Annotated in this window: 26 protein-coding genes and 2 riboswitches (1 of these 28 only partly in view); of the genes, 14 read left to right on the forward strand and 12 right to left on the reverse strand. The window is 39.2% G+C overall.

Going from position 1 to position 22,570, the window contains the following annotated elements; translation table 11 throughout:
- Window positions 1-18 precede the first annotated feature (18 nt).
- On the reverse strand, window positions 19-687 hold the full coding sequence (locus tag NYE67_RS00960) for a trimeric intracellular cation channel family protein (protein WP_340728893.1): 669 nt from the start codon (window positions 685-687) through the stop codon (window positions 19-21).
- Window positions 688-955: 268 nt separating this feature from the next.
- Here NYE67_RS00960 and NYE67_RS00965 point away from each other — a divergent pair, with 268 nt between their 5' ends.
- From NYE67_RS00965 to NYE67_RS00980, 4 genes are all read left to right on the forward strand, one after another.
- A complete protein-coding gene (locus NYE67_RS00965) occupies window positions 956-1,300 on the forward strand; it encodes a DUF2294 domain-containing protein (RefSeq protein ID WP_340728894.1) in 345 nt (114 codons plus the stop codon).
- An 86-nt stretch (window positions 1,301-1,386) separates the two neighbouring features.
- Window positions 1,387-1,433, forward strand: a riboswitch (PreQ1 riboswitch).
- Between the two features lie 123 nt (window positions 1,434-1,556).
- A complete protein-coding gene (gene queF, locus NYE67_RS00970; RefSeq protein ID WP_340728895.1) occupies window positions 1,557-2,057 on the forward strand; it encodes a preQ(1) synthase in 501 nt (166 codons plus the stop codon).
- A 112-nt stretch (window positions 2,058-2,169) separates the two neighbouring features.
- Window positions 2,170-2,838, forward strand: a complete 669-nt coding sequence (gene queC / locus NYE67_RS00975; protein ID WP_340726679.1) for a 7-cyano-7-deazaguanine synthase QueC — start codon at window positions 2,170-2,172, stop codon at window positions 2,836-2,838.
- Window positions 2,838-3,401: a VUT family protein gene (locus tag NYE67_RS00980; protein ID WP_340727307.1), complete on the forward strand. Its 564-nt coding sequence runs from the start codon at window positions 2,838-2,840 to the stop codon at window positions 3,399-3,401. The genes queC and NYE67_RS00980 overlap by 1 nt, the downstream gene beginning before the upstream one ends.
- Window positions 3,402-3,728: 327 nt before the next feature.
- Here NYE67_RS00980 and NYE67_RS00985 read toward each other — a convergent pair whose 3' ends face one another.
- From NYE67_RS00985 to NYE67_RS01000, 4 genes are all read right to left on the reverse strand, one after another.
- Window positions 3,729-4,178 carry a general stress protein gene (locus NYE67_RS00985; protein WP_340726680.1) on the reverse strand — a complete coding sequence of 150 codons (450 nt, stop codon included), beginning with the start codon at window positions 4,176-4,178 and terminating at the stop codon, window positions 3,729-3,731.
- 42 nt (window positions 4,179-4,220) lie between these two features.
- Window positions 4,221-4,667 (reverse strand): general stress protein, encoded by a 447-nt coding sequence (locus tag NYE67_RS00990; RefSeq protein ID WP_340726681.1) that lies wholly within the window; start codon window positions 4,665-4,667, stop codon window positions 4,221-4,223.
- Window positions 4,668-4,927: 260 nt separating this feature from the next.
- A complete protein-coding gene (locus NYE67_RS00995; protein WP_340728896.1) occupies window positions 4,928-6,007 on the reverse strand; it encodes a DUF4179 domain-containing protein in 1,080 nt (359 codons plus the stop codon).
- Complete coding sequence (locus NYE67_RS01000; protein WP_340726683.1) at window positions 5,991-6,554, reverse strand: sigma-70 family RNA polymerase sigma factor; 564 nt, start codon at window positions 6,552-6,554, stop codon at window positions 5,991-5,993. The genes NYE67_RS00995 and NYE67_RS01000 overlap by 17 nt, the downstream gene beginning before the upstream one ends.
- Window positions 6,555-6,725: 171 nt before the next feature.
- Window positions 6,726-6,823: riboswitch (guanidine-I (ykkC/yxkD leader) on the forward strand.
- Window positions 6,824-6,912: 89 nt separating this feature from the next.
- On the opposite strand from NYE67_RS01000, the gene NYE67_RS01005 reads away from it, so the two are divergent.
- From NYE67_RS01005 to NYE67_RS01015, 3 genes are all read left to right on the forward strand, one after another.
- Window positions 6,913-7,251 (forward strand): DMT family transporter, encoded by a 339-nt coding sequence (locus tag NYE67_RS01005; RefSeq protein WP_340726684.1) that lies wholly within the window; start codon window positions 6,913-6,915, stop codon window positions 7,249-7,251.
- Entirely contained in the window at window positions 7,251-7,565 is a 315-nt protein-coding gene (locus NYE67_RS01010) for a DMT family transporter (protein WP_340726685.1), read from the forward strand. The genes NYE67_RS01005 and NYE67_RS01010 overlap by 1 nt, the downstream gene beginning before the upstream one ends.
- 143 nt (window positions 7,566-7,708) lie before the next feature.
- Complete coding sequence (locus NYE67_RS01015) at window positions 7,709-8,233, forward strand: thioredoxin domain-containing protein (RefSeq protein ID WP_340726686.1); 525 nt, start codon at window positions 7,709-7,711, stop codon at window positions 8,231-8,233.
- A gap of 64 nt (window positions 8,234-8,297) precedes the next feature.
- On the opposite strand, the gene NYE67_RS01020 is transcribed toward NYE67_RS01015, so the two are convergent.
- From NYE67_RS01020 to NYE67_RS01035, 4 genes are read right to left on the reverse strand one after another with little or no spacing between them, the layout of a single operon-like run.
- The gene (locus NYE67_RS01020; RefSeq protein WP_340726687.1) at window positions 8,298-9,086 is read right to left on the reverse strand and encodes an ATP-binding cassette domain-containing protein; all 789 of its coding nucleotides are present in this window, start codon (window positions 9,084-9,086) and stop codon (window positions 8,298-8,300) included.
- Between the two features lie 14 nt (window positions 9,087-9,100).
- Window positions 9,101-9,856: an ABC transporter permease subunit gene (locus NYE67_RS01025; protein WP_191701616.1), complete on the reverse strand. Its 756-nt coding sequence runs from the start codon at window positions 9,854-9,856 to the stop codon at window positions 9,101-9,103.
- 60 nt (window positions 9,857-9,916) lie between these two features.
- Entirely contained in the window at window positions 9,917-10,894 is a 978-nt protein-coding gene (locus NYE67_RS01030; RefSeq protein ID WP_191704868.1) for an aliphatic sulfonate ABC transporter substrate-binding protein, read from the reverse strand.
- A gap of 16 nt (window positions 10,895-10,910) precedes the next feature.
- A complete protein-coding gene (locus NYE67_RS01035; protein ID WP_340726688.1) occupies window positions 10,911-11,717 on the reverse strand; it encodes a VOC family protein in 807 nt (268 codons plus the stop codon).
- 400 nt (window positions 11,718-12,117) lie between these two features.
- Here NYE67_RS01035 and NYE67_RS01040 point away from each other — a divergent pair, with 400 nt between their 5' ends.
- The 6 genes from NYE67_RS01040 (at window position 12,118) to NYE67_RS01065 (ending at window position 19,724) form a co-directional block, all read left to right on the forward strand.
- Window positions 12,118-13,674, forward strand: a complete 1,557-nt coding sequence (locus NYE67_RS01040) for a hypothetical protein (RefSeq protein ID WP_340728897.1) — start codon at window positions 12,118-12,120, stop codon at window positions 13,672-13,674.
- Window positions 13,675-13,687: 13 nt separating this feature from the next.
- Window positions 13,688-14,929, forward strand: a complete 1,242-nt coding sequence (locus tag NYE67_RS01045) for a hypothetical protein (RefSeq protein ID WP_340726690.1) — start codon at window positions 13,688-13,690, stop codon at window positions 14,927-14,929.
- Window positions 14,930-15,098: 169 nt separating this feature from the next.
- Entirely contained in the window at window positions 15,099-16,490 is a 1,392-nt protein-coding gene (gene dacB / locus NYE67_RS01050) for a D-alanyl-D-alanine carboxypeptidase/D-alanyl-D-alanine endopeptidase (protein WP_340726691.1), read from the forward strand.
- Window positions 16,491-16,557: 67 nt separating this feature from the next.
- Entirely contained in the window at window positions 16,558-17,682 is a 1,125-nt protein-coding gene (locus NYE67_RS01055; RefSeq protein ID WP_340726692.1) for a DUF418 domain-containing protein, read from the forward strand.
- A gap of 349 nt (window positions 17,683-18,031) precedes the next feature.
- Window positions 18,032-18,550, forward strand: a complete 519-nt coding sequence (locus NYE67_RS01060; protein ID WP_340726693.1) for an RNA polymerase sigma factor — start codon at window positions 18,032-18,034, stop codon at window positions 18,548-18,550.
- Window positions 18,534-19,724: a hypothetical protein gene (locus NYE67_RS01065; RefSeq protein ID WP_340726694.1), complete on the forward strand. Its 1,191-nt coding sequence runs from the start codon at window positions 18,534-18,536 to the stop codon at window positions 19,722-19,724. Before NYE67_RS01060 ends, NYE67_RS01065 begins: the two co-directional genes overlap by 17 nt.
- Before the next feature lie 111 nt (window positions 19,725-19,835).
- Here the strand turns inward: NYE67_RS01065 and NYE67_RS01070 are convergent, their stop codons facing one another.
- From NYE67_RS01070 to NYE67_RS01080, 3 genes are read right to left on the reverse strand one after another with little or no spacing between them, the layout of a single operon-like run.
- A complete protein-coding gene (locus NYE67_RS01070; protein ID WP_445683000.1) occupies window positions 19,836-20,684 on the reverse strand; it encodes an ABC transporter permease in 849 nt (282 codons plus the stop codon).
- Window positions 20,620-21,363, reverse strand: a complete 744-nt coding sequence (locus tag NYE67_RS01075; RefSeq protein ID WP_340726696.1) for an ABC transporter ATP-binding protein — start codon at window positions 21,361-21,363, stop codon at window positions 20,620-20,622. Before NYE67_RS01075 ends, NYE67_RS01070 begins: the two co-directional genes overlap by 65 nt.
- The gene (locus NYE67_RS01080) at window positions 21,364-22,341 is read right to left on the reverse strand and encodes an ABC transporter substrate-binding protein (RefSeq protein ID WP_340726697.1); all 978 of its coding nucleotides are present in this window, start codon (window positions 22,339-22,341) and stop codon (window positions 21,364-21,366) included.
- Between the two features lie 146 nt (window positions 22,342-22,487).
- On the opposite strand from NYE67_RS01080, the gene NYE67_RS01085 reads away from it, so the two are divergent.
- Window positions 22,488-22,570, forward strand: partial view of an NUDIX hydrolase gene (locus tag NYE67_RS01085; protein ID WP_339214770.1) — the 5' end (the start) only. Its footprint extends 532 nt past the window's final position; 83 of the gene's 615 nt are visible here — the first part of the coding sequence; it begins with the start codon at window positions 22,488-22,490; its stop codon lies beyond the right edge, outside the window.

Raw genomic sequence — 22,570 nt, forward strand, 5'->3', positions numbered from 1 at the left:
GAGCACTTGAATAGTTTACTAGCTTTCATTTGATTTATCAAGTTTTAACTTTGAAATTGATTTCACTTCACTATTAGTAAAGCTATTTTCCTCATAATGACACGGTAGAGGAAGCCGCCAATTATAGTGAATGGCTGACAAACGTATGGTAACTACAATAACAACGATGAGTGTAAGTGCTAGAGGTGAGCTCCAGCCTAGCCAAATAGAGAGGGCACATAGAATCGTTAATATTGCGTGAATTTCTTCCTTCAATGCAAGTGGTTTTCGACCAGCGATCACATCCCGCATGACTCCGCCGCCGACACCAGTAAATAGGGCAGCCAAAATCATCACGCCTAAATTATTGGAATAAACTTCACTCGCCAGCATGGCACCTTGAAGTGCGAAGGAAGCAAGCCCAATTGAATCAAAAAACATTCCCCACCTTCTCCAATGATCAATCCATTTTAGCGGAATTAATACGATGATCATTAATGTTATGAACACTGTTAAAATAGTGGATTGCTCCCACAGTTCAGTAGCAGGAATCCCTATAATTACATTGCGGATTAGCCCTCCTCCAAACGCTGTAATAAAACCTAAAGCAAATACACCTATAAATGAAAATCTCGCTTCAAGCGCGACAAATGCTCCCGTTGCTGCGTATGAAATAATCCCGATAAAATGAAGAACAATCCATGACATCTTTATATAACCTCCTTTAAAATACAAAAAACTCCACCACAAGACGTCTTTTAAAAAGACCTTGTAGTGGAGTAATAAATTAGCAGTGCCTACTAATGAATCAATCCATTTTATAAAATGCAAATAGCGTTCCAACAAAACAATTATTGGAACTCCATTTATTTCTTTTATTATACTATTTTGTTTTAAAAGAACAAGATAGAGAGAGAAGAGTTTATTTTTTTAAAAGTTATATTGTATAGTTTGAATAAACTAGGGGGTTGTACAAATGGGGAAGAAGGAAACCGTTTTTAATGAAATCGTACGAAAAGTACGTAAAGAGCTATATGGAAAAGGACCGGATAGAATTTATACGCATTTCGTGGAGAATATGGCTGTCACGACGATGTACGGCATTTTGACACCTACTGAAAAATTTATTATTCAATCAGAAGAAGGAAAAAAGGTTATTCACAATGCGAGAACCCAAATGATCCAGGAAATTTATAAGCAACAGGTTCCCGAAGGATTGGAGGAGCTCGTCGGATCAAAGCTGCTTCATTTGTTTTCGGATATAAAGGTTGAAGAGGATATGGCTGTATCGGTTTTTATATTTGAAAAGCCAATCGTGTAGGGGAATAGGTACCATATGTTCAATTATTTCTTTACAATGGACTTTATTTCTAATAGAATGAGGAAAGATTAAAATACCTGAGTTGTTCAGGAGAGGTTCATAGCTGATACCCTCTATAAAAAACTATGGATACATGCATATTATGCCATGTCCATATCGGACGTGGCTTTTTTTTATTGCATCCGGTGGTTTTTTATTGATGATACGCTTACCCCCTCCTTTGGATACTTTGGTATGAATGAAGGAGGGGTTTTTCATGTCTAGTAGACACGAAAAAGATGGTTTAGAGGATTTAACGTTATTAGGAAATCAAAATGTAAAATATGCTTTTGAGTATGCACCAGAAGTGTTGGAGTCTGTTAATAATATGCATGTTGGCCGCGATTATTTTGTGAAATTCAATTGTCCGGAGTTTACGAGTCTTTGTCCCATTACACAGCAGCCGGACTTTGCGACGATGTATATTTCGTATATTCCGGATCAAAAAATCGTGGAGAGTAAATCATTAAAATTATATTTATTTAGTTTCCGTAATCATGGCGATTTCCATGAAGACTGCGTGAATATTATTATGAACGATTTAATCAAGCTGTTAGACCCACGCTACATAGAAGTATGGGGTAAATTTACGCCGCGTGGAGGCATTTCAATTGATCCTTGGTGCAATTACGGTCGTCCGGGCACGAAATATGAGGAAATTGCCAACTACCGTTTAATGAACCATGATTTATATCCAGAAAAAATCGACAACCGTTAAAAATTAAATAGACCTTGCAGGTGAAAGAGGTTATTAGCGACCCTCTATAAAAAACTAAGATTAAACAGCACATAATCTTAGTGCTGTTTTTTCGTTTAAAAGGAGCAAAAAGATGAAGGATGGAAAAGCACTCGTCGTATTTAGCGGCGGACAGGATAGTACAACATGTCTGTTTTGGGCATTGAAAAATTTCAAAGCAGTGGAAGTAGTAACATTTGATTACGGACAACGGCATGCATTGGAAATTGAATGCGCTAAAAAGATTGCCGAAGAACAAAATGTACGACACCATATTTTAAATATGGAGTTACTGAATCAGCTCGCACCAAATGCCTTAACACGTGATGATATTCCAGTGGAAGAAGGGGAAGAGGGCGGATTGCCATCAACCTTTGTACCGGGGCGCAACCTATTGTTTTTATCATTTGCCGGTGTGTTGGCAAGCCAAATTGGCGCGAAGCATATTGTCACAGGTGTATGCGAAACGGATTTCAGCGGTTATCCGGACTGTCGCGATATCTTTATAAAATCGTTGAATGTGACACTGAATTTATCAATGGATAGCTCCTTTGTAATTCATACACCGCTTATGTGGATTGATAAAGCTGAAACATGGGCATTAGCCGATGAGCTTGGCGCATTTGAGTATGTAAGAGAGAAAACACTGACATGTTATAACGGCATTATCGCGGATGGATGCGGGGATTGCCCAGCATGTAAGCTGCGATTACAAGGGATGGAAACGTATTTACACTCGAAGGAAACAGGAGAAGTAGTATGATTAGAATTTTATTTTATTTAGTATCTATTGTGACCGCTAACGTTGTAACAGCACGTTTTGCACCGCTTGAATTGGGAATGTTTATTATACCGATGGGTTCATTTTTAATTGGTGCGACATTTATTTTCCGGGATTTAGTGCAAAATAAATTTGGTCGTAAAAAAACATATGGGTTCATCTTACTGGCCTTAGTTTTATCTGCAACTGTATCGTTCTCATTAGGAGATACGTTAATTATTGTAGCTGCATCTGCACTATCTTTTTTAGTTGCTGAAACGGCCGATACAGAAATTTACACACGTTTAAAATTACCGATGGCGTGGCGTGTGTTCTATAGTGGAATTGTTGGAGGATTTTTGGATTCCATCGTGTTCGTTGTTGTTGGGCTAAGTCCTTTAGGAGCAGGTTTTATACCTTGGGCAGCCGTTCCAGCAGCAATTGTGGGGCAAATAATTGTAAAAACAGTAATGCAAATGGTAGGCGCTATGATTTTAAGTCAAGGGCTTGCTTATAACGATCGACGTCTAGCGAAAGCAGCTATAACAACAGTAAGTAAAGGTTAAGATTTTAACAAATGCCATTCCCAATGAATAGTGGGTGGCTTTTTACGGGTTTCACTAAAAAATAAGCGGAGAATTTACCGTTATTTGCATGCTGACCTTAGTTTTAAGAAGAAATAAGGGTAGTTTTTTCCGTTATTCAGAGAAAAATTAACTTTTTTCGTGTTTTGGAGCGCAGTAAGCGGAATTTCTTCCTTTATTTTTGCAGTTTTTAGGATTTAAATGATAATAAGGGAAATTTATTCCCTTAATTCAATATGAATACAGAAAACAAGGCTGCATTAAAAGTCAATTTGACTTCCAACACAGCCTTCTTCCTATAAGCTTCTTTTATACTAGTGGACCTTTTGTATCCTCGTCCACAATGACTAAAATCTTACCAGCTTTAAATTCCTCGTCATAACGTTCTGCTTCCTCTGCGGAAATACCCATTCCTACAAAGGCACCTGCCAATCCGCCAATACTACCGCCAGCAGCTAATCCTGTCAGCCCTGTAGCGATTGGTCCAGCAGCTACAATAGGACCTACTCCTGGAATAGCCAGAGCTCCAAGTCCTAAAAGGATACCACCAATGCCACCTAAAGCGCCGCCAGCAGCTAGACCTGCAGCGGCACCGCCTGCAACATCAGCACCTGTTTCAGTGGAAACATGATCTATATCAGTTTTGCTTTTACTAATAATTGAAATATCCTCCGAGCGGTAACCTTGTCGTTTCAAATCCTCGATTGCGGCGATTGCCTCTTGTTCTGTATCATAATATCCAACAGTATGCTTTGCCATGTCTTTCATCCCCCTCGGCTGTATATATTCAATAATAATTAATTATAAAATTGGGCCTCGTAAATCTTCGTCTACAATAACTAAAATTTTGCCGGATTCTACATAACCGCTATAACGGTTTGCTTCATCTTCTGGAATCCCCATACCAATAAGAGCTCCAGCTAAACCACCGACACCTGCACCAGCAGCTGCTCCTGTTAAACCGGCTACAATCGGACCTGCTGCCACGATTGGTCCAATTCCTGGTATTGCTAATGCACCTAGTCCGGCAAGTACGCCGCCAACACCGCCTACTACTCCGCCGGCAGCTGCTCCTGTAGCAGCTCCTTCTGCAACAGCACCCGTTTCATCTGAAATTGTATCTACATCTGAGCTATTTTTACTTACAACTGAAATATCTTCTGAACGATAGCCTTGACGTTTTAAATCTTCAATTTTCATGATTGCCTCTTCTTCAGTATCATAATAACCTACAATATGTTTTGCCATTTTTATCATCCTCTCAATAGTTTCTTGCACAGTGTAAAAATACCCCTGTGGAAAATTAATAAACATTATGCAATACGTTTTGATAGAATTTCATGTCGTTAGCGCTTAGAAAAAATTAGTGATGGGAGGGGGATTAACCAGCTAATTTAAAGGATTTCAAATGGAAGGGAGATGAATTAATTTCCATTAGTTCAATATAAAAAACCTCCCTAATTTACTAGTTGATTAGGGAGAAAAAAGTTTGGTTGAACTGCACAATTTTACCGTTTAATGTTAATGGTGATTTCCTCAAGTTCTACGGTTTTCTTAGGAGCATTACTGCTGTGATCACGGTATAGCACACCGTTTTCAAGTACTTTATCTGCTGCCAGTAACTCGAAGTATGGGTTAAATGTCAAAGTTTTTGCATCAGAATGAAGCTTTTCGTATGTGAACATATAAGACATATCATGACTACCGCTTCCGGCACCACCATTCATTTTTGTTTCATACGTATTGCCTAAATCATCCGTTACATGGAAGCCACTACTTATAAAGGGCCACTCATCCAAAATGGTTTGGTCTTTTATAATTGAGTTAAAGTTCACAATAAAGGATAGCGGAGTATACGTAACCTTCTCTAAATGAAGAATTAAATCTTCATCGGTCGCTTCTTTATCTACAATTTGTGTGACATTATCCGTTGCTTTTGCATAAAAGTCGAATTGCGTTCCTAACTGTACAAAATCCTTTTTATCTGTACTTGTCATACTACTCATATGAAATGTAAAATCGCCCTCCTCTAGTGAAGCATCCAATTGAAGCACGGCCTTCGTTAAACCCGCATACTGATTTTCACCAGTTTTTTTAAGCGTATGGTCTACAAAAGGGAGGGCATGGCGTTTGCCGTTAACTTCAATGGAGCCTGCCAGCATTGGTGTTTCTCCTAAATCTTGCTCGGTTTCGATGAAATAGGTAACAAAAAGGGACTTACTATCAAATAAAATTTCGTTTACCGTAATGCTATTTCCGCCACTTTCGGCTGTTAGATGATGCTGTTCTGCTAATTCGTCATAGCCTGTAAGCATTTCTCTATCGGAAAAAAGTTTAAGTATACTGTTCAGAATCGGAATCTCCTGGGCGAATGCAGTGTACGATAAACCGACGATAGACGCAGAGGCAATTCCTAGGGATAGACAGGCAGCTGAAATGCTTTTCATCCATTTTTTCGTCTTTTTTTTGGAAATACGGTTTTTCATCTCTTTTTTAAACTGGGCGTTTTCAAATTCTGTTACATCCATCTCTTCATACTCAGTTATATTGATGTCAATATCGTTGAACTGCTTATATAGATTTTTCAATTGAAATTCCTCCCCACGCTTTTTTCAACTTTTTCTTCCCGTGATAAAGCCTGTTATCAACAGCCGATTTCGTCATCTGCAACTGATGGGCAATTTCCTCTGTATTCAAATCGAGTAAGTATTTCATAACGAAAATTTTCTGATCGGCAGGCTTTAAGGATGAAAGGATTTCCTGTATTTCTTCGTACTCTTCCATCCGGCTGCTTTTCTTTATTGCAGAATCAGCCAAAGTTGCCTCCATATCAATAAATGGGCTCTCTTTTCTCTTGAGCTCTGTCCGATAATAATCAATAGCTTTATACTTTGAGATGACGCAAATCCACTTTTGAAAGTCAGTCGTATCCCCACTAAATTTTGAGGCATTTTGCCAAATGGAGAACAGGATATCATTAATGCATTCCTTTGTTAAATCGGCTCTATGAATCGGACCTAGCGTTTTCACTACGATCCCTTTTATGAGCGGAAGATAGTGGTCAATTACATAATCAAGTGCTTTTTCCTGACCAGCTTGAAGATATTTTATAAAATTACGTTCATTTATCCTCATCACGTTCTCCTTTATCGTTTGGCTTAAAAGCTTGTATACTTTATATAACGGATAGAATATCCATTTTTTCGCAAAAATCGCGAAATATTCTGTGATTATTGTAACTTAAGAAATAACCCCCGATCCTTGAATGAGCTGCTGAAATGTGAAATAATTACGTTAACTTAATACAAATACACCTTCTAGGGTTCCGTATGCGCAGGCATAGTCTGGTCCGAGAGAAGGTGCGCGATTTTTTTGCGTCACGGAAGGATAAAAGCCTGGGAGATATGTTGATGAACATTCCTCCTGGCTTTTTTATTTTGAAAAAGCACAGGGTGAAATGAAACCATCACAAGAAGTAGAGGAGATGAGGAAAATGAAATATTGGTTATTGGTTGTCGTCGCTGCAGTTTTTGAAGTCGGTTGGGTAATCGGCTTAAAGCATGCAGCAACACCTTTGGAATGGATTGGAACAGTGATTGCAATTATAGTAAGTTTCGGCGTGTTGATATACGCGAGTGGGGTGTTACCAGTCGGTACAGTTTACGCCGTATTCGTTGGACTGGGCACGTTCGGTACAGTCATCAGCGATATGGTATTATTCGGCAGCCCGGTTGAGCCGTTGAAAATCCTATTTATTTTTACATTGTTAGCAGGTGTCATCATGTTGAAGCTGGCAACACCGGATGACAGCGGTACGGGAGGTGAGCAGTAATGGCTTGGATTTATTTAATTTTAGCGGGATTATTTGAAATGGTTTCAGTTGGATTTATGGGCAGGCTACAGCAGCGTAAGGATATCCTTTCGTTTGTGCTGCTTATTGTCGGCTTTTCTGCTAGCTTCTTTTTCTTGAGCCTTGCTATGAAGGTATTGCCAATGGGATTAGCCTATGCAATTTGGACAGGAATAGGTGCAGCAGGGGGGGCAATTTTAGGGATTTTACTATTTAAAGAACCGAAAAATGCCTTGAGAATCACAGCGATCACTTTAATTATCGGGAGTGTCATTGCGCTGAAATTAATTTCTTAATCTTACTTATAACCAATTCTACGGATCTATGTAGAGTTGGTTTTTCTTTTAATCATAGAAAATATTTTACAATTCCTATAGTAATAGTATAGAATAAAATAATAGAAAATTTAAAATACATAGAAAATAGTGGGGTAATCATTATGTTAGGAATCAAAAACGATTATTTAGTAATTGGTGATGTGAATGCACCTGTTAAAATGGAAGTATTTTTAAATTATGCATGTCCATATTGTGCTACTTTTTATGAATTAGTTGATCATACACTTCCTAAGTATTTTACAGAAGGTAAAGTGGCTTTAGTTGTGAAGCACTATGATAAGCCTCGTGAAATGCTGCTGCCTGGAACGCTTATTAATGCCAATCTAGATTACACCAATCCGGAAAGAACATTGGAAATCATAAGTGAATTATTTAAAAATCAAGCAACATGGGATAAGTATTCGAGTTTTGAAATAAAGAAATATATTGAAGAAAAATATGACTTAAAAGAAGAGCCTGCTAATATCGACCGTAGCTTACTGATTACAGCTGAAGCGATTGAACGTAATGTAAAAATGGTCCCAACGGTCTTTATCAATGAACACGAATATCAATACCCACGTGAGATTTTTGCAGAGGAATTAGTAGAGGTAATCGAAAACGAGCTGAAAAATACTGTCATTTAAGTAGCTCCGAGCATAATAAAGAAGGGGCTATCCGGAAATATATTCTGGATAAGCCCCTTAACTTTTAATTACTCAATACAGCTTTTAGATTTCCCCCCTGATTGGCCTCTGAAATCTGTAATGGCTCTTCTTCACCGTGCATCAGACGATTTAAAATTTTCTCTTCTAGCTCAATTAGTGCCGGATTTGTTAATTTACGCGGACGTGGTGCATTCACCTTTTCATCATAGGCAATTTGACCATCCTCAATTAAAATGATTCGATCTGCTAATCGTACCGCTTCTCCGACATCATGGGTTACAAGCAATGCCGTGAAGTTATTTTTTTCCCAAATATTTTCGATTAGATTTTGCATTTCAATCCGAGTTAAGGCATCAAGAGCACTTAATGGTTCATCTAGCATCAACAATGACGGCTCATGGATTAAGGCTCTCGCCAATGCAACACGTTGCTTTTGACCACCAGAGAGTGTAGATGGCCACTCATCTTTTAAAGGTAATAATCCAACCTTATTTAAAGCTTCTTCGGCCTTTGCTTTCCAATCTCCTGTCAAGCCTAAACCGACATTGTCTATAACTTTCTTCCAAGGAAGTAAACGCGAATCCTGATACATCATTTTCACATTAGCTTCCGATTTCGTAGCAGGGACGCCATCGAATAATAGTTCCCCGGCAGTAATTTCCTCAAGGCTTGCCACAAGGCGCAACAGTGTACTTTTCCCACTACCACTTTTACCGATAATGGCGATGAATTCACCTTTATCAAAAGAGATGGAAATATCATGTAAAATTTCTTTAGGTCCGAATGACTTTTTTAAGTTTTTAATATCAATTTGAATTGCTTCTGGTTTCATGCTAAATGACCTCCTTATTTCGTATAGCTTGCATTCCACTTTAATGCGCGGTTTTCACCAAACTGTGCAATCAAATCGGCTAGCTTACCAAGCAATGCATAAATGATAATGCTTAAAATAATGACATCTGTCTGCATGAACTCACGAGCGTTTGTCGCCAAATAGCCTAATCCTTCATTAGTCGGGATTGTTTCAGCGATGATTAAAGTCAGCCACATAACACCTAGCGCATATCGTAAACCGACAAAAATAGATGGCAGAGCGCCTGGCAGCAATACATCTTTGAATAGGCTCCAACCCTTTAAGTTGTACATGCGACCCATTTCTACTAAATTAGGATCGACATTACGGATACCGTGGAATGTATTCACGTAAATAGGGAAGAGCACCCCTAATGCGACTAGGAAAATTTTTGCATCTTCTCCGATGCCAATCCATACGATAACAAGTGGAATAAGCGCCAAGTGAGGGATATTCCGAATCATTTGAATCGTTGTATCTAAATAAATGTAGGATTTTTTTGATAACCCATTTAATACACCTAATACAAAGCCGATGACACCACCGATTAACATCCCCGTTAATGCGCGCCATAAGCTTACGCCAATGTGGGTCATTAAATCGCCATTTACTAGCAAATTCCAACCCGTTTCAACAATTGTCAGAGGGGATGGGAACAATGATGCTGATATCACTTCCAAGCGTACAATGATTTCCCAAACCACGACGAGCACCACAGGAATAACCCATGGACGAAAATCTAGTTTCATACTATTTAACCTCCTATATAAAGTAAGCGAGAGCATGATCGCACTCGCTTACTCAATTTCTTATTTAGTCCAAACTTTGTCTTGGATCGTTACTTCTACTGGAATCAATTTTAGTTCGAAGTATTTATCCGCTTGTTTTTGCTGCGTTTCAATTATTTCGTCTGTAATTTCGGATGCACCGAAAGTACGACGGTTAATTTGCTTACTAATAACCTCTTCTTTAATGCCAAGTGCTTCAGACATAATCGCGATTACTTCCTCACGATTTTCGTTCGCCCATTTATCGGACTCATCAATTTTTTCTAAAATGAACTCGACTAGCTCTGGATAATTATCAACAAATGTTTCTGTTGCAAAATAGAATGTACGGTTCGGATAGCCGTCAATATCCCCGTTTACTAATGTAATAGAATCTGTTTCAAGCTCTGCTGATGCAAAGAATGGATCGTAAGAAGCTAAAGCATCGATTTGCCCTGTTTCAAATAATGCGCGACCTTGTGCTGCATCCTCTGGATATACCCACTCAACATCATCCACTGTTAAACCGACTGACTCTAGAGCAAGTACTGTAGAATAATGGTGGTTACCACCTTTTAAAGCGCCAACTTTTTTCCCTTTTAAATCTTCAAGCTTTGTGATGCCTGATTTTTTTAATACGACAATCCCAACACCTTCTGGATTTGGGTTATCTGCCCCTACGTAGTAGAAAGGCTTATTGGAAGCTTGAGCGAAAATACCAGGGCCATCTGCAGCGTGACCGAAATGAATTGCCCCTGCATAAATGCCTTCCATTAAAGTATTACCGTGTGTGAATAATTCCCATTTAATCTCTAAATCTTTTTCTTTAGCAGCTTCATCTAAAATCCCTGATTCTTTTAAAATGTGTAATGTATTCCCTTTTTGATAACCGATATTAATAGTCTTTAACTCTTTCCCTTGTGCGTTGCCTGTTGATGCGCCGTCCTTTTCATCGGATGAGCATGCAGTCAACACTGCTAATACTAAAAATAAACCAAATACTGATAATAGCTTTTTCATTATTTATCCTCCATTTTTAAACAAATCGATAAAGTGCATTTGTAATTTCTTCTACCTTTTGTGTAGCTCCTTTAAATTGAAGCGCGAAAAGTCTTTCACCACCGGCTTTCAGTACGTCTGCAACTACACCTTCTCCAAACGGCTCATACAGTACAATATCGCCACCTTGTAATGATAGGCGTTGCACTTTTGAATTCCATTCTTCATCTATATAACTTGCGCCTTTTTCAAGCTGTAAAAGCTCTGACCAAAGTGCTGCAGTCTCTTCAACATTACGGACAGCAAATGCTGCACCGTCTACTTGAACATCACCTAGTTCATGTGACGCAATCACTCCGCGCTCTGTTAAATCTTCACGACGTTCGTGATCTTTTTCATCCCACTCGATAAAGAAAGGTAAATGTAGTGATTCATTTGGTTTGCCTGCGAATAATAATTTCCAAGTGACCAATGTTCCATCCGGACGAGTACGACTAAAATCAGTCGGACCATTCACTTCCAGCCCTTGTGCTTTAAAGTGTTCTGCCAGCTCCTGTAAATTAACTGAACGAAGCGCAATACGCTGTGGACCAGATTGTAAATTATTTTCGATGAATGTATCACGTAGGCTGTATTTTATGCTGCTGGCTTCTTTTACAAGCGCTTCATCAAAGATGCCGATTAACTCGACATAACTTAAATCAAAGTAGCTAAGTGTGTTGTAAGTGCCTAAATTTTCGTGGCGGCCACCTTGAACAGCGTGCAGGCCTAACTTTTGAAATGCTTCTGCTGCCTTGGTTGGGTCAGGTGTTAAATGAACAAAATGATCGAACTGTAATGCCATATATATCTTCTCCTCTACAATCTAAAGTGAAATTAACTATAAACATATTGATTTAGTTGGTTTTTATTCAAAAATGGTGGTGACCTTTCTAACCTAACCATGTAATGAAGGAATTCCATAATCCCTATAAGTTTAATATACTTTAACTTAGTAATACTTTAATTATTTTCATATAAAAAGTCAACATAAAATTCAGAAAAATTAAATATTTTGTCGAAATTAGTAGGATTTTCATGACATGCCTCTCAAGAGTTAGATACTTAAATGATTTTTTGGAAAAATATCATACGCTTAGGAGAAATGCCGATAAATTATTTGAATACATATTTAGAGGTATTAAGATGGTCTAATTATAATGCCTTATTATGGTAAAATATAGGGTGAAAAGGAGTGTTTTAATTTGGATGGTAAACGATTGGCACAAGGGTTGCTGAATGCGACTGGTGATGATTTACGCCTTGTCTATGCGCTCGTAATGGAAACAAAATTGTATGACTTACTATTGGCAAAGGCCAAAGATGTCATGACGAAAGATTTAAATCATTTTGAGCAAAATTTACAAGCAGAAATAAAGAGATTACATCAATATCCAGATGAGCAATTACAGCTACAACTGTTTTTATACATGCTGGAGCAGCTCGAAATTAAAGGGGCGCACTACAATTTATTAACGGAAATCGAATATGCCTGTACGCAAATTGTTGAAAAAGCTCATGCTCTTCAATTAAAGCAAGATAAACAATATAAGCAGTTTGCTGAAAAAAGGGACGAACAGCCATCTGTTTTGCTCGTTTTATATCAAATGCAAAAGATCTTTGAGTCATTCGATCAAAAGGGAGCGGATTTAGATGATGAAACAACTGAAAATTTAATACAGCAAATTGAGGCATACATCCAGTCGCTGCCACTCGAAAAGCAGCGACAAATTAAAGAAAAGCTCAATATCGATGAGCTGACGAATTCAACAATTAAACAGCTGATTGCTACACAAGGGACAGCCGTATTAATGGCGATTATTGTTGAGGTGGCGGGCTTTGCGGCATTTACAACCTTAACTTCCACTATTGCAGCGACAGCAGGTTTGCTCGGCGTAACATTGCCTTTCGGTGCCTATATGTTTGCGACATCAGCCCTTTCTATTTTAACGGGTCCTGTTGGTTTAGCGCTCATTGCTGTTGGTGGGGGAGCGCTAATTAATTATCAAAACCAAAAAGTTCGAAAAGCATTTATTCCGATTGGCATCGTTCAACTATTATTGCCTGCCGTCATTGAAGAAGAGCAACCTGTCCAAGTGGAGCATTTTATACAAGAATGGCAAAAGCTCTATGATAAGCAGCAGAAAATTTTACAGGAAATTGCTACATATGAAATGACCAAACAGCAACAGCAGGCAAAAAAAGACGCATTTGAAGAACAAATGAGGCTGCATACCGATCAACATGCTAAAAAAAGAGCTATGTTAACTAATAAACTGGCCGCTATCGAAAAGTGTAGTGACCTTATTGCGGTGCATGAAAAGTCTCCTGCCTATATACAGCTAACAAGTGAGATGGCAAACATATTGCAAACGATGAACAAAAAGCAAAGTGAAATCGAAGCAAATCGTAAGCAAGCAGGTTTGTGGAATACGGTGAAAAATACATTTGCCAATCAAAGTATTACCTCTCAACTAAAAGAGCTTAATGAGAAATACGGGCTAAAAGAACAGCTACGTACAGAAGAAGTAGTCAAAATGAAACCACAGCAACTGAAACCACAGCAACTGAAAGCGCAGTGCATTACTGCAGAAGAATATCAATTTGAATTGGACCAACTACAAAAAGAAATTCAAATAACACGAACTAGCATTCAACAAACAAAGGACGCTATTTCCACAACGGAACGTCAAATTCAGCAGGTGAAGGGTGAATGCAAAAAGCATCAAAAAAAGTGGTACGGCTTGGAACATATAGTATGAAGGGACAGACAGGATGATTAAAAATGAACAATTTTGGCATTATTGGCGGAAAGGGCAATTTGAAGAAGCGCTAAACTGCAAGCTGCACGAAGCACCAAAGCGAAAAGGTGCGGCACTATTCAAATCGCCTTCACAAACGACGGTCATTGCTTCGGTAAGTGCGGGCGAATTTTTGTATGACTATATGATGATTGATCCGACTGTGGTCGACGGAATTGATTTTGCACGAGCAGATGATTTATCGAACCTTTTTTCTCTTTCTCAATTTGCTTCAACGATCGATACAGCGACAGCAACAGGCGATATGGCACAGCTTCAAGGATATGTAGCGGAACAAATGATGGCCCAGGAATTAGCTGCAGCTGGTCATGATGTTCAATTTCCGGAAACATCAAATCAAGCTGGATGGGACATGCTTGTAGATGGTCAACCATTCCAGGTGAAGTGCGCTGCAAATAAACAAGTAGTAGAAGACCATTTGACTAAATATCCAGAGACGCCCGTAATTGTAAATGCCGAGCTAGGTCAATATTATGAGCACAATCCGATGGTAATGACATCCTCTGTTAGCCGTGAACAAGTGATTGCAGATACGAAGACGACACTCCATCATTCGGAAGATCTGCTCGATTTTGAAATTCCATGGATTACAGCCGGTGTGAGTGCCTTCTCAAATGCAAAACGTTTACGCCAAGGTGAAATTTTAACTTCCACATTTGTCCGAAACGTAGCATCGGATACAGTAAGCAGAACCGCTTTAGCGGCAACCGGTAAAGTAATGCTCGGCTCAGTTGGCGCTGTACTGATGCCTGGCGCAGGTGCAATCGTATTTCCGGTTGTCGGCGCCTATGTTGGCTTGGCACAAGGCGGGAAATTATCATCGGTCATTAAAAGACAGTTCGCGAAGCCAGAAGAGGAACGATTAGTTCGAGCTTTGATTCAGCTTATCGATGAAATGCTCAGTATCCTCCATTTAAAAGAGGGGATTAAACAGTCAAAATGGAAAGTACTCGTTCATAAACTACCATCATCTGTAAGCCAAGCGCTTGGCAAACAGCATAATGAACGAATTCAACTTCTGGAAAACGTTAGCCGTGAACTGATGGCAATTCGAAAAACAGTAAAGAAAAATCCTGTTGAAGCATTCGGCAGGATAATAACTGTACTTGGTAAATCAGGCATCCATGTATATACGTTAAAAACGGAACTTGAACAAGTGGAAGATGCTATAAAGGCATATTATAAAAAAATATAGAGTTTTGATGAGTTAAGAGCGCTGCACTTTCACGGGAGACCGTATGAGTGCGGCTTTTCAATAGAACAAATTAAACAGCAAGCCCATCTTTATTTCCTTCTAACTATCCTTAAAAATTTCTGTTACACTAAATTTACGGTAAATTCTAACAATTTAAAGGGGGAGCTTTATGGAGGTTAGGGAGATAGCTTTAAATGAGAATACTATTGCTACGCTAGATACTATTGTCGAAACTGTTTTAGGAAGTAACAAAGCAACCGTTACATTGAGAGATCGGGCTTCGGGGGAAATATTATATTCTTATCGAGGGGAGCATTTAATGCGTCCGGCTTCCAATATGAAAATCATTACTGGGGCAACTGCGTTAGCTGAGCTAGGGGTGGATTTCCGCTTTAAAACAGAACTTTATATGGACGGGCAAATTGAAGATGGCACATTGTATGGGGATGTTTACATAAAAGGCTACGGTGACCCTACAATAAATGAAGCAACACTCAAGCTTTTTGTACAAAAGCTGTCCGAAAAAGGCATACAAAAGATAACCGGGACGATTATCGGCGACGATACATATTTCACAGGAGATACGTTGCCACCGGGTGTTGACGAGGAGGGAGAGACGCACTATTACGGAGCGCGGATTTCACCAATTACGATGTCACCGAACGATGATTTTGATGCAAGTACGATTATTGTAGAAGCGACTGCGCGTAACGTAGGCGAACAGCCGGAGTATATAGTCATTCCCCATTTGAGCGGGATGCAGATTTTTAATGAGGCACTCACAGTAGCAAATGATAAGGAAAATACACTCGAAATTCGTCGCATTAATAATACAGATCAAATCAAAATCACAGGTGAAATTCCTGAAGGCGAAACTGCAAAAGTTTGGGTATCACTTCAGGACCCAACAAAAAATACACTGCAATTTTTTAAAGTGTTGTGTGAACAGGTGGGCATCGATTTCAGTGAAGAGTGCATGATAGCAAGTGGTGTCATTCCCCAACAGGCGGAACGTATTTATACACACGAATCTCAAACGCTTGAGAAAATGTTCTCTATTTTTATGAAGCTCAGCAACAATAGTATGGCGGATATTTTTGTGAAGACAATGGGGAAACTTCAGCACGGTGAAGGGGATTACATGCATGGTTTGCAAGTGGTACAAGCCTACTTGGAAAAGCACCAAAATGATTTTGAAGCATGGCAGTTCGTTGATGGATCCGGGCTTTCGCATGGCATTCGCCTCCATTCAAATGGGATTTCACAGCTTTTGTTTAAGCTTCAAAAAGAGCCATACTTCCCGCAGTTTTTCGCTTCATTACCAGTTGCAGGAAATACGAATCGTCTCATCGGCGGTACATTAAAGGATCGTTTTTTGGAACCGGAATTACAAAATACGATATTCGCCAAAACAGGATATATCCATGAAGTAAACACTTTATCCGGTTATGTAACAGGGAAGAGTGGTCATGATTACATTTTCTCCATTATGCTCGAAGGCCGTGAAGAAGGGATACCGTTTTTGGATAGCGGATTAAAGGCGATGATCGCTTGTCTATAACTATAGCAAGCAAATAATTCTGAAACTTTTTTGTACAACACCCGTAAAACAATGAGGGGGGTGCACAATGAAGAAAAGAATTGAAGCTATTGACGCCTTAAGAGGGTTTTCGCTATTAGGAATACTCATTGCGAATATGTTGTATTTTCAATACGGTGATATAACGCAAAATACAATAGATCCGACAACCTGGTGGGATAAAGGGGCATTTTATTTCACAAAAATATTTGTAGAAGCTTCATTTTATCCGATATTTGGGTTTTTGTTTGGCTACGGCATTATTTTATTTATTCGAGCGTTGGAAAATCGGGATTTAAAAACAAGAGGGCCATTATGGAGGCGTGCCATTGGTTTAATGATTTTAGGCGTCTTACATATTAGTCTTATATGGGATGGCGATATTTTATTTACCTATGGAGCAGGCCTTGTCATCATCATGTTATTTATTAAACGTAAAGTAAAAACGATGCTTATATGGGCAACAATCCTGGCCTTACTGATGATGCCATTATTTTTAGTGAAAACAGATTTCCTGACCCTTGCGGAATCTGAGAAAACTATAGCTGTTTTAGCAAGCGGTACCTATTGGGAAGTTGTACAACAACGTATCGGAATTACAGAGGATATTCCAGCTGTCTTTGGATTATTAGTTTTACCGATCGCCATTGGATTGGTCGCACTTATATCCTTTTTCGTCATTGGCCCATTCGTATTATTAGGAATGGCTGCAGCCAAAACAGATTTCTTTGCGAATATTAGTGGGAAAACAGCATTATTAAAACGCTTGGTATTACTCGTTCCAATTGGTTTAGCATGTAAAGCGTTGTTTTATTGGGACCACTTTGCCGGAAAGCTACTATATGGAGCAGGGACATATATGCTGGCACTTGGTTATATGGCGCTCTTTACGCTCCTTTATTTAGCCAACCATGAAAGCAAGTTATCTAAAGCATTTGCAAGCGTTGGCCGTTTATCGTTAACGAATTACTTAATGCAGTCGCTAATTTTTACAACGATTTTCTATGGGTATGGATTCGGTTTCTTCGGGGAGCTGGGCGTCGCAATGGGATTAGTTCTTGCCTTTGCGTTTTATGCAATTCAACTTTTCGCCTCCACTCTTTATGCAAAGCGCTTTTCGATTGGACCGGTAGAATGGCTACTTCGTAAATTCATTTATTTAGGGAAAGGTTGAAGGAAGATGTTGTTAGAAATGCCTTCCAAATTTTTGTCCATAAATAAGCGGAGTTTTTACCGTTATTTGCGGATTGAACCTATTTTTACAGAAAATAAAGGGAGATTTTCCGCTTATTCATCAAAAAAATAACTATTTTCCTGTTTTTTAGTGTGATAAGCGGAATCTCTCCGCTTATTCTGGCAGTTTTTTAGTTTATTTTTATAATAAGGGGAATTTCTCCTTCTATTTTTAAGGAGGGACTGAACCTCATAAAAAAGTGCCCTCGTAAAAAGGGTGCTTTTTTCATTTTAATGAAACTATTTTTTAATTACACAGGTCTAACGGTTAATCGGGAAAGGAGGCAGCTATGAATTCGCAAACATTTGAAGATATTTTACATACACATGGCGATTTTATATTGCGCCTTTGTTATACATATACGAAAGACTGGCAAATGGCTGAGGATTTGACACAAGAGACATTTTTGCGGTTTTACGGAGCGCAGGAGCAGTTCCGACATGAAGCGGATATAAGGACTTATTTATATCGAATCGCTGTTAATCGCTGCAAATCGTATTTGACGAGTTGGCGGTACAAGCAAACACAGCTGATCGAGCTTGGTCAAAAGTTAATTGCCAGAGAGGATGTCGCCTTACAAGTAGAACAAAAGGATGAATCGAAGCGGGTGTATAAAGAAATTGAAAAACTCCCAGTTAAGTATCGGGAAGTGCTCGTATTTTATCATTACTTTGACTGGACGACCGCGCAAATTGCGGATCTCTTCGGCTGTTCCGAAAATACAGTGAAAACAAGACTGAGGCGCGGAAGACAACAGCTTGGACAATTATTAAAGAAAGGCGGTGTACTGGATGAATTCAATTACTAAAGCACTGACAGATGAGTTAGAAGGAAAAAAGTTATCAAAACATGCAAAGCAACAAATTTTAAGTAGGAAGCCTCGTAAAAAACGAAACTTCATTCCGCAAATCGCAGCAATTTGCATATGTGCGTTGGCATTGTTTCTATTCTTTACAAATACGGAAAAAAAGACACCGAAAATGACAGCTGCCGATGCAATGTTTGGATATGTAGATGAAGCGATTGTAGATTATTTTAATAATGAAGCACCGAAGTTACAGGTGGAGCCTGGTAAAAAGGAGGATCCATTTCATAATGGAGATGCCTATTTAATGCGACTCGCGCTTGAGCAGAACAGCGGCCGATTTTACAGTGATTCAATGCTGTCCCAAAGCGATCGCTATGTATTAAGCGAGCTGTTGCATTATGTACAGGAGGCAATCTGGCACAATAACGTACAGGTGGAAATCAACCCGGTCAAATCAATCGACCAGCTTGTAGAGCAGGCGCCGGCACTAATCTCACAGCTAAAGCCGCATGTTGAAATCCCCTATATGAAAGTAACGGATGAAAAGCAGCGGCAATGGAATTATACTTCGTTTGATACGAAAAGATGGGTATCGTATGTAGTCGTTTTAGCTTTGTTGTTGGCGGCTATCATTTATTTGATAAAATACAAACATTTTATTATCACAGCATTTGTCATTTTGCTAGCTTTTGTATCCTTTTCACAACCGTTTTGGCAACCTTTCAAAGATGTGAGCGCCTATGATGAAAAGACATTGGTGGAAGCTGTTGAGGGTGAATTAAAAAAAGTGAATGTAAAAGTGGTAGGACAGCCAGAGCTCCAATACGCTGCATCTATCCATAAAACCCGAACAGCGCTTGTCTCCTTTGAGGATGGTATGACGGTACTAGCTGAATTCGATTATGATAATGGCCGATATATAAATCAAGGTATGACATGGCATTCAGGTTATAATTTCAGTAAGCTGGCAATTGTTCAAACACATACTATTAATGTAATGGCCTTTAAAGCAGGTCATCATGTAGCAAAAATACGTGTTGAAAATGAACAGAATTATTCTGCTGAAACTACCTTAAAAGAGCAGAAGCCTACAATAATTTATTTTAAAACCCCGAAAGAATTAAGCTCCTATTCTAGAGGATACTATGATGCTAATGGAGAACTGGTTCATTAAGGGGAAACAGGGGTGAGTGGGTCACTTCTATTAGCAAAAAACATCCATTTCTCTTATGAAGGAAAAATGGATGTTTTTCAGTTTGCCATGGTGGTCTTTTCATCTCATTAATCACTTTTTTTCTAGTACCTTCCGTTCAATCATTTCCACGCCTTTGTACATAATAGTTGCCATTACGATTATGATTAAAAGCGCCAAGAATACTAACGTAAAGTTAAACACCTGGAAGCCTGAAATAATTAAATAGCCTAGCCCGCTGGATGATACTAAAAACTCCCCTACAATAACCCCAACCCAGGACAGGCCGACATTTACCTTTAATGTTGAAATAATTGTTGGAGTAGAGGCAGGCAAAATAACATGGCGGAATGTTTCATATTTAGAAGCACCAAAAAGTTGCATGACCTTTACATAGTTTTCATTAACTTGCTGAAATGCGGAAAAGATAACAAGGGTCGAAATAATAACCGAAATCAGCACACCCATTACAAGTACTGCCAGCATATTCGGTCCAAAAATCACGAGAATAATCGGTCCAATCGCTACTTTAGGCATCGCATTCAACACGACAAGATAGGGGTCCATCACATCGGCAAAGGTTTTCGATGACCACAAAGAGATCGCGAGCAATGTACCGAACAATGTCCCTAGTATAAAGCCGACAACCGTCTCAAACATGGTAATCGCAATATGGGGGAACAGTGTCCCATCACTTATTTTCGTGATGAATAGGCTTCCAACTGCACGAGGACTACTGAAAATTAGTGGGTCCAGTATCCGGAAATGTGTCGTAAGCTCCCAAAATAGTAGAAGACCAATAAGGATAACAAATTGAAAGAAGAATATTTTACGCTTTTCTTGACGGCGCTGCTCATTATATTGCTGCTGTAACTGTTTAATATTCACCTGTATCAAGCTCCTTCCATATTTCCTGGAATAGTACTTGAAAAGCAGGAGCATTCCTTGCATCAAATGGTGGAAGTTCTCGAATTTCCTGCGGGATGATAAAGCTTTTTACAATAGTACCTGGCCGTGTGCTGAAGATAAATACTTTATCGCTCATCGCAATAGCCTCACTAATATCATGGGTTACTAAGATGGTCGTTGTGGAAAACTGCTTTAACGTCTCCGACACAAAGTTTTCCAAAGACAATTTTGATCGGAAATCAAGCGCGGAAAATGGTTCATCCAGGAGAAGTAATGTCGGTTTGACGGCAAGTGTACGCGCAAGTGCAATACGTTGGCGCATCCCCCCGGATAGTTGTGGCGGATATAGTTTTTTAGTATGAGCTAATTCGAATTGCTCCAAAAGTTCATCCACTATTTCACGGTTTTCCCTTTTTAAAAGTGTTAACCCGAGTGCCACATTCTCCTCGATGGTTTTCCACGGAAATAAAAAATCCTGCTGAAGCATATAGCCAATTTCTACATCTCGGTCAGCAAATGAGATCTCCCCGGTCGTTGGGGTTAATAATCCTGCAAGTAAAGAAAGAAGTGTCGATTTCCCGCAACCGCTAGGACCTAAAAAGGAGACAAACTCACCTGCTGCAACTGAAAAGTTTACATTTTCAATGGCTGTTGATACTTGTTGCTCCTTAAAAAAGTGATGAGTCACATTTTTCACTTCTAAAAATGTCATTTACTTCACAACCGCATCAGCAAATGACCGGTTTACTAGGTCCTTATAGGAAGGTTCAAATTCCAATACCCCAGCCTCCGTCATTACATCAAGTAAATTTTGGAATTCCTTTTCATCGATGATTGGATCTTTCGCAAAGGATTCCTGATCGCGGTAACGTGTTACCACCTGCTCAATAATTTCTGGCTTTGTATCCTCGAAATATGGAGCAATTGCTTTTGCTACTTCCTCGCTCGATGCACTGTACACCCATTTTTGTGCTTTATATAAAGCTGTAGTGAAGCTTTCCACTAACTCTTTCTCTTCGAAAGTGCTTTCCTTTGTCATAAACACTGTGTATGGAATTGCACCAAGTTCTTCACCGAAAGAAGCGACAATCTTTCCAAGACCTTGCTCTTCAAAAATACTTGCAGTTGGCTCAAAAAGCTGTACGTAGTCACCTGTACCGGAAGCAAAGGCATTAGCAATATTAGCAAAGTCAATATTTTGTATTAGCGTTAAATCATTTTGTGGATCAATGCCCTGCTGCTTCAGAACAAATTCTCCAGCCATTTGAGGCATGCCGCCAACACGTTGACCTAAAAATGTACTTCCATTTAATTTATCCCAGCTAAAGTCAACATCTTTATCACGCGCGACTAAAAACGTACCATCTGTTTGTGTAAGCTGCGCAAAATTGATGACAGCATCATTAGGGTTTTGACCCGCTACATAAATTGATGTTTCTGCCCCGATTAACGCAACATCAATCCCATCAGATAAAAGGGCTGTCATCGTTTTATCTCCACCTGGAATTGTAGAAAGTTTTATAGACAATCCTTCCTCTTCAAAAAAGCCTTCTTCAATCGCCGCATAAAGAGGGGCGTAAAAAATGGAACGAGTTACTTCACCGACCTTGACCTCCTGTAAATCCTTTTGTCCACACCCTGCCAATAACAATAAAAGCCCCACAAAAAGGGCCGTTCGTAGCCATTTCATCTGGTCATCCTTTTCTTAAAATAGTGTTGTAGTATCGTATGCAGCAGGAAGGTGAGAGGTGTTACCTACAATTTTACATTTCACCAAGGTGAAACTTTCATGATACGATAAAGGTAATTATTTTTTGTTATAAGGTGGAGAATGCGATGAAAATAAATCATTTGAAGGGACAACTGGCAAAACCACAACCCCTATTTTTAGGGGAGGAAACGGCTTTTCGATCAGCAAT

The organism is Solibacillus sp. FSL W8-0474, assembly GCF_038004065.1.
GTDB lineage: Bacteria > Bacillota > Bacilli > Bacillales_A > Planococcaceae > Solibacillus > Solibacillus faecavium.

What these genes read in the sequence shown, in the direction of transcription:
- NYE67_RS01010 (WP_340726685.1), top strand. Translation starts at nt 7,251, where the DNA reads ATGGCTTGGATTTATTTAATTTTAGCGGGATTATTTGAAATGGTTTCA.
- NYE67_RS00965 (WP_340728894.1), top strand. Translation starts at nt 956, where the DNA reads ATGGGGAAGAAGGAAACCGTTTTTAATGAAATCGTACGAAAAGTACGT.
- NYE67_RS01000 (WP_340726683.1), bottom strand. Translation starts at nt 6,554, where the DNA reads ATGAGGATAAATGAACGTAATTTTATAAAATATCTTCAAGCTGGTCAG.
- NYE67_RS00960 (WP_340728893.1), bottom strand. Translation starts at nt 687, where the DNA reads ATGTCATGGATTGTTCTTCATTTTATCGGGATTATTTCATACGCAGCA.
- NYE67_RS00985 (WP_340726680.1), bottom strand. Translation starts at nt 4,178, where the DNA reads ATGGCAAAGCATACTGTTGGATATTATGATACAGAACAAGAGGCAATC.
- queF (WP_340728895.1), top strand. Translation starts at nt 1,557, where the DNA reads ATGTCTAGTAGACACGAAAAAGATGGTTTAGAGGATTTAACGTTATTA.
- NYE67_RS01005 (WP_340726684.1), top strand. Translation starts at nt 6,913, where the DNA reads ATGAAATATTGGTTATTGGTTGTCGTCGCTGCAGTTTTTGAAGTCGGT.
- dacB (WP_340726691.1), top strand. Translation starts at nt 15,099, where the DNA reads ATGGAGGTTAGGGAGATAGCTTTAAATGAGAATACTATTGCTACGCTA.
- NYE67_RS01055 (WP_340726692.1), top strand. Translation starts at nt 16,558, where the DNA reads ATGAAGAAAAGAATTGAAGCTATTGACGCCTTAAGAGGGTTTTCGCTA.
- NYE67_RS01025 (WP_191701616.1), bottom strand. Translation starts at nt 9,856, where the DNA reads ATGAAACTAGATTTTCGTCCATGGGTTATTCCTGTGGTGCTCGTCGTG.
- NYE67_RS01015 (WP_340726686.1), top strand. Translation starts at nt 7,709, where the DNA reads ATGTTAGGAATCAAAAACGATTATTTAGTAATTGGTGATGTGAATGCA.
- queC (WP_340726679.1), top strand. Translation starts at nt 2,170, where the DNA reads ATGAAGGATGGAAAAGCACTCGTCGTATTTAGCGGCGGACAGGATAGT.
- NYE67_RS01030 (WP_191704868.1), bottom strand. Translation starts at nt 10,894, where the DNA reads ATGAAAAAGCTATTATCAGTATTTGGTTTATTTTTAGTATTAGCAGTG.
- NYE67_RS01060 (WP_340726693.1), top strand. Translation starts at nt 18,032, where the DNA reads ATGAATTCGCAAACATTTGAAGATATTTTACATACACATGGCGATTTT.
- NYE67_RS01070 (WP_445683000.1), bottom strand. Translation starts at nt 20,684, where the DNA reads ATGCTCCTGCTTTTCAAGTACTATTCCAGGAAATATGGAAGGAGCTTG.
- NYE67_RS01035 (WP_340726688.1), bottom strand. Translation starts at nt 11,717, where the DNA reads ATGGCATTACAGTTCGATCATTTTGTTCATTTAACACCTGACCCAACC.
- NYE67_RS01065 (WP_340726694.1), top strand. Translation starts at nt 18,534, where the DNA reads ATGAATTCAATTACTAAAGCACTGACAGATGAGTTAGAAGGAAAAAAG.
- NYE67_RS01020 (WP_340726687.1), bottom strand. Translation starts at nt 9,086, where the DNA reads ATGAAACCAGAAGCAATTCAAATTGATATTAAAAACTTAAAAAAGTCA.
- NYE67_RS00990 (WP_340726681.1), bottom strand. Translation starts at nt 4,667, where the DNA reads ATGGCAAAACATATTGTAGGTTATTATGATACTGAAGAAGAGGCAATC.
- NYE67_RS01045 (WP_340726690.1), top strand. Translation starts at nt 13,688, where the DNA reads ATGATTAAAAATGAACAATTTTGGCATTATTGGCGGAAAGGGCAATTT.
- NYE67_RS01075 (WP_340726696.1), bottom strand. Translation starts at nt 21,363, where the DNA reads ATGACATTTTTAGAAGTGAAAAATGTGACTCATCACTTTTTTAAGGAG.
- NYE67_RS01080 (WP_340726697.1), bottom strand. Translation starts at nt 22,341, where the DNA reads ATGAAATGGCTACGAACGGCCCTTTTTGTGGGGCTTTTATTGTTATTG.